Origin of the sequence: Alteromonas profundi (genome assembly GCF_010500865.1) — a bacterium.
Classification (GTDB): Bacteria; Pseudomonadota; Gammaproteobacteria; order Enterobacterales; family Alteromonadaceae; genus Alteromonas; species Alteromonas profundi.
On the sequence record NZ_JAAAWN010000052.1, the window covers coordinates 1 to 5,374 of the forward strand.

The 5,374-nt window shown below is 44.4% G+C and carries 4 protein-coding genes; all 4 read right to left on the reverse strand.

The genetic code is table 11. The features are described from left to right. Window positions 1-654 precede the first annotated feature (654 nt). The 4 genes from GTH32_RS19410 to apt all read right to left on the reverse strand — a co-directional run bounded on the left by GTH32_RS19410 (window position 655) and on the right by apt (window position 4,683). Window positions 655-930 carry a DUF429 domain-containing protein gene (locus tag GTH32_RS19410; RefSeq protein ID WP_203565562.1) on the reverse strand — a complete coding sequence of 92 codons (276 nt, stop codon included), beginning with the start codon at window positions 928-930 and terminating at the stop codon, window positions 655-657. Between the two features lie 203 nt (window positions 931-1,133). After that, window positions 1,134-1,460 carry a YbaB/EbfC family nucleoid-associated protein gene (locus GTH32_RS18770; RefSeq protein WP_163088674.1) on the reverse strand — a complete coding sequence of 109 codons (327 nt, stop codon included), beginning with the start codon at window positions 1,458-1,460 and terminating at the stop codon, window positions 1,134-1,136. A 38-nt stretch (window positions 1,461-1,498) separates the two neighbouring features. Next, complete coding sequence (gene dnaX, locus GTH32_RS18775; protein WP_163088676.1) at window positions 1,499-4,129, reverse strand: DNA polymerase III subunit gamma/tau; 2,631 nt, start codon at window positions 4,127-4,129, stop codon at window positions 1,499-1,501. 17 nt (window positions 4,130-4,146) lie between these two features. Then, window positions 4,147-4,683, reverse strand: a complete 537-nt coding sequence (gene apt, locus GTH32_RS18780) for an adenine phosphoribosyltransferase (RefSeq protein ID WP_163088678.1) — start codon at window positions 4,681-4,683, stop codon at window positions 4,147-4,149. Between the last annotated feature and the right edge of the window lie 691 nt (window positions 4,684-5,374).

The following is a 5,374-nucleotide window of genomic DNA, read 5'->3' on the forward strand; positions in this document are numbered from 1 at the left end:
GGGTCTGGCGGCGCTTGCTGGAAAACTCACTATCGGCGAAGGTAAACTGTTGGTTCATGAGCGGTAATGGCTGTGATTTACTATGCAGCTATGATCTCACATTAGAGACTTATTCGCATCTTCCCTAACAAATCAATAGTGGAAGAGTGTTCAATATTCGTTCAAATTTCCTCAATTATCAAGTTTTCAAAATTAACAAACGATGATCGTATGATAGTTGGCTTTATTAAGTGACTAAAAAAGACGCATGATTGGGTCGTTTTCACCCTTGTAGGGCAAAGGATAGCGACTTGTGCTTTTGTTAATCAGTTAAATGCGTAGTATTTGATGGTTTAAATCAAAAACAAATAACACAACCGAATGACCGATTCTTGTCTGAAGCGATCTCGCGAGTAGAAATATCCAATGTCCGCTTTACGGCTCATTGCAGCCTATCATATTAGGCTAGGAGCGATGGACTGCTTTAGTTAAAAGACAGAGCAAGTTTATAAACAACTCCCCTGGGGAACGAAGATGTAGCCTAGCTTCTTATCTCCATATACGGTGCCTTTAGCGTTAATAGAATAGAGACCAGCGATATAAAGGCATTACATTGCGTCAAGAGCATCTTCGTTGGCTTTAAGCAAGCGTCCCTTTAAAGAACCTATATATTCGTCATATATGGCACAAGGCCTTGCGCCCTTCGTAATCACGGCTAAGCGCTTTCTCGCACCCTCGTTGCCCTGATTCATTTTTAATAATGAGCGGAGCATCTATAGCGATACCTTGTAGGTCTTCTTGTTTGGTTAAGTGCTCAACAATTCGTGACAATCCATAAACTGCGGGTTCGAGCGACCCAAGAACCAGTTGGTTGTTTTGAATACAACCAACAGCAACTGCTGAAGGGTTATGCTCTCCCTGCCAAGCTAAATCTATCCAAGCCAATTTCATCAGTATCCCCTATAAAGTTAGGATTAAGATACATCGCTTTCGGAGACTGTAGTAGCGCTTTATATATTTTGAGAAAGGTAAGGTCGGCAGTTACATGTGAAAAAGCTCGGACATATGCCGAGCTTTGAAGATATTTCTTTGTCCCCTATTTGTCCCCCTAACTTTTTAAAAAGCTAGAGGCCAATAAATACGGGGCTTGTAGACTAAAACGGCATTTTGAAGCCAGGTGGTAATGGCATGCCACCTGTTACGTCTGCCATCTTTTCTTTACTTGTTTCTTGTACGCGGCGTACAGCATCGTTAAATGCGGCAGCCACTAAATCTTCAACCATGTCTTTATCGTCATCCATTAATGACTCGTCAATATCAACGCGACGAACGTTGTGGTTACAGGTCATAGTTACTTTAACCATACCCGCCCCGGATTGACCGGTAACTTCAAGACTTGCTAACTCTTCTTGAACTTTTTGCATACGTTCTTGCATTTGTTGGGCTTGTTTCATCATGTTGCCCATTCCACCTTTAAACATAATCTTTTCTCACTTCAATCTGATGTTAATGAATGCTGTTATCTTGCTTTTACCGTATCGGTAATAACGGATGCATCGAACGTCGATAGCAGCGCTTGTATTGTTTCATCGGTTTCGATAACCGAATGTGCATGCGCTTGGCGCATGGCTTGAATATTTTGCTGTATTGCAAATGGCGTTTCAGACGGCGAGCCTAAACTTATTTCAATACGCGTATTTTCACCTAATGTATGATGTAACGCTTCTAACAGTTGCTGTTTTGCACTCTCATTTAGTAAATGCGCCTGACTTTCATCAATTTCAAGCGCTACTTGCTCGCCATTTTTAGAAAAAGAGGCATGTAGCACCAATTGTTTCAATAAACCCGCCACTGGCATTTGCTCAACCAACTGACTCCAATTGTCAATTTGACTGGCATGGACGAGCTTAGTCCCATCATCTAGGTAGGCCTTTAACTCATCTTGAACTGACCGCCGATAAGTTTGCTCATCTATACTCGTATTTTGTGGTGACGCTTGTTCAGCTGTGTCACTCACCGAAAGATGCTCTACAACTTCAGAAGCATCGTCTACGCTTTGCTTCTCACTATGACTTTGCCCAGGTAGCGCATCTTCTACTCTACCAGCGGGCGTCGCTTGGGTATCATTAATAGACCAAGGGGGCGCATCGCTATGTTCACTCTCATCAGCTGATGTCACTGTATCACGAGCATGCGCTGGTAAATTATGGCTGTTTAGTGCTTGTTCATTTTGACTTACCAGCGACGGTGTCGTTCCAGCGGTGTTATCACCTTGCCTATCAGACTCAGCAGAGTGATTTCCTGCTTCATCGGGCGCATAAACCTTGGTCTGTGCAGCGCGACTGAGCCGATTAACAAAACCATCGTCTTTAGCGGGCGCTTGCTTTTTAGCTTCCTCTGAAGAAGCTTGATCTTTACGCTGCTTTAAACGTTGGCGTAGCGCTAACATATCGGCCGTGGTAGTTAATTGTTCAGCGGGGTCTTTCTTAGTTACGCTTGACTGTGCATTATGGCTATCGTCGGTCGATACCTGCGTTTGAAGCGTATTATAATCATCATCGAAACCAGCACTGGCGTCTTGATAATCGGCTGGCGGCATATCATTTTCATATGCGTCCATTGGCGGCATTTCGTCAAACGGAGGTTGCGGCATCGCTTGAGATGCATTTTTCATAGCGTCGGTATTTTCTATATCGACATTTGCGCTTGTCTCGTTTGGTATTTCTTTAGTTGGTATAGCGGCGCTTGAGCTACTGCTATCACTGCGCGCGCTCTCTGCAGTATAGGGGTTACCCTCGTTTTCACTCGGCCCATTATCTTCTTTGGCCGGCGGTACTGATAGAGAGCCATTGGTATTATGCTTAGAGGCCTGATCGTCGTTCTGTTCTTCTGGCTCTGACACACGTTCGCTTTGCGTCGTATTTATTACGTCTGCGGCTGGCGCTGAGGGACGAGTTGACTTATCGAGGGGATCGGCAGTGCCTTCCGTCCCCCTAGTGTCGGAAACTGGTAGGTCCTGTTCAGACTTTCCCGCGCGAATGGTCTCCTCTGTACCGCTCACCGGTTTACTTGGGGCAAACGACATCATTCGCATCAAGGTCATTTCTAACGCGCTTCGCCCGTCTATAGCAAGAGGTAGGTCTTTCCTCCCCTGCAAGGCTATCTGATATAACAACTGAACGTGTTCAGCCGAGATAGTTTTCGCCAATTGATAAATGGCTTTGGCCGATGTAGTTTCCAGTTTACACGCTTCAGGCACCCACTGAGTAAGCGCTATCTGGTGAAGCGTACTTGCTAATTCAGCATGGACCAAACTGTAATCTGGCGCTTGTTCAGCTATATCTTGTACTAACTGCATAACATCCGCAGCGGTTTTATTCACCACCGCATGCAGTATCTTTAGCAGTTGGTTTTTATCCATTAACCCGAGCATATCGGTAACCACGGCAGCGTTAACTGCGTTGTCCCCTTGCGCAATAGCTTGATCGGTAAGGCTTAATGCGTCTCGCATACTTCCCTGAGCAGCCCTAGCTAACAAGGTTAAGGCATTCGCCTCAAACGGTAGAGCTTCTTGCTCTAGAATATGGGTTAACTGCCCCACTATTTGCTCACGCGATAAGGCCTTTAGGTTAAACTGCAGGCAGCGAGATAAAATAGTTACCGGTAACTTTTGCGGATCGGTAGTTGCCAATAAAAATTTCACATGAGGAGGCGGCTCCTCAAGGGTTTTTAGAAGCGCGTTAAAACTGTGCTTCGACAACATATGTACTTCATCAATCAAGTACACCTTATAGCGCCCACGAGTAGGTTTATACTGAACGTTGTCTAGCAACTCACGAGTATCTTCAACCTTAGTGCGCGACGCTGCATCAATCTCTAAAAGATCGACATAATTACCCTGCTCTATTTCACGGCAGGTGTTGCATTGGCCGCAGGGGTTAGCGCCTTGGCCTTGCTCACAGTTTAAACTTTTAGAAAATATACGGGCAATGGTAGTTTTTCCTACCCCACGCGTACCCGTAAACAGGTATGCGTGATGCAATCTGTCGTTATCTAAAGCGTTTGAAATAGCTGCAACTACGTGCTCCTGCCCGACTAACTCACTGAACTTTCCGGGACGCCATTTTCGTGCTAATACCTGATAACTCATTGCCTAATATCTAATCCTTATTCGCCTTCAAACTCGCACAAGCTGAAACTTTCTACGCCTATTTCCGTGAGCTTTTCGCGTCCGCCAAGGTCTGGAAGATTTATAATAAAACCTGCATGGGATATTTCACCACCTAATCGACGGATTAGCGCTGCCGAGGCAGCTATAGTGCCGCCGGTTGCTAGCAAATCGTCAATTAGCAAAACCTTATCGCCAGGTTGAATCGCATCTTTATGAATTTCTAGTGTATCGGTACCGTATTCTAGCTCATAACTTTCACTAACCACCTCTCGTGGTAGTTTGTTAGGCTTTCTAACAGGTACAAAACCAACACCCATTTCTATTGCTAGGGGAGCGCCAAATAAAAACCCACGCGCTTCTGTGCCCGCGATTTTATTGAACCCCATCCCCTGATATCTTTCTAGTAGTAATGATATGCAGCTACTAAACGCTTTATGATCTTCTAAAACGCTGGTTACATCTCTAAATAATATACCTGGCTTGGGGTAGTCAGGTACGGTTTTTACTACTGATTTTATATATTCTGCAGTCACAATTTTGCCTTGAATGTCTGCGTTATAACCAGAAGGTAAACCAGCCGCAGATGATGTGCATCAGCGGAAACGCAAGTAAAGTTACTAATGAAGCGAGAAAGTACCACTTGTTGTAGACTTCTTTGAAATCTGAATTGTCAGCCATTTGCATTACCTAAACAATTAATCGAACCAAAAAATGGTCGTAAATGTTAATCGAAAGCTCGCTTGATTGATAGCGTTAATCGAGTCGAACGGTTACTTTAAATACAAAATCTGTGAATCTTTTGCAACTGACTAAAGCTGCCGCTAACCAAACAGCTTACCACCCTATATTTTGCCGAGTATTTCTGCATTCATTGCGGGGATGCAAGGTACGCCCCCGAATAGATAGGCTATGAAAAATCACCGGGAAATCACGTTAACATGCAGGGTTTAAAGCGTAATACGCTACCTACATGTTTATAAAACCTAAAAATGAAATGCGCTAAAACGCTGTTTAGTAGCCCAAGTAATCATGTTAGAAACTGTCTTATGTGTCCACGAACGAAGTGTAATGCAGGGAGCTAACCTAGGTTAAAATTAACTCTGACCCTGAGGGATCCCCACGAATTTAATTTCATGCACATCCGGCCCAGGCCCCGTCTACTATAGAGCTGTACCATTTGAGTGCAGCTTTCCACTGTCGCATAGTGAATCGTATTCGGCAAGC

What these genes read in the sequence shown, in the direction of transcription:
- GTH32_RS19410 (WP_203565562.1), bottom strand. Translation starts at nt 930, where the DNA reads ATGAAATTGGCTTGGATAGATTTAGCTTGGCAGGGAGAGCATAACCCT.
- dnaX (WP_163088676.1), bottom strand. Translation starts at nt 4,129, where the DNA reads ATGAGTTATCAGGTATTAGCACGAAAATGGCGTCCCGGAAAGTTCAGT.
- GTH32_RS18770 (WP_163088674.1), bottom strand. Translation starts at nt 1,460, where the DNA reads ATGTTTAAAGGTGGAATGGGCAACATGATGAAACAAGCCCAACAAATG.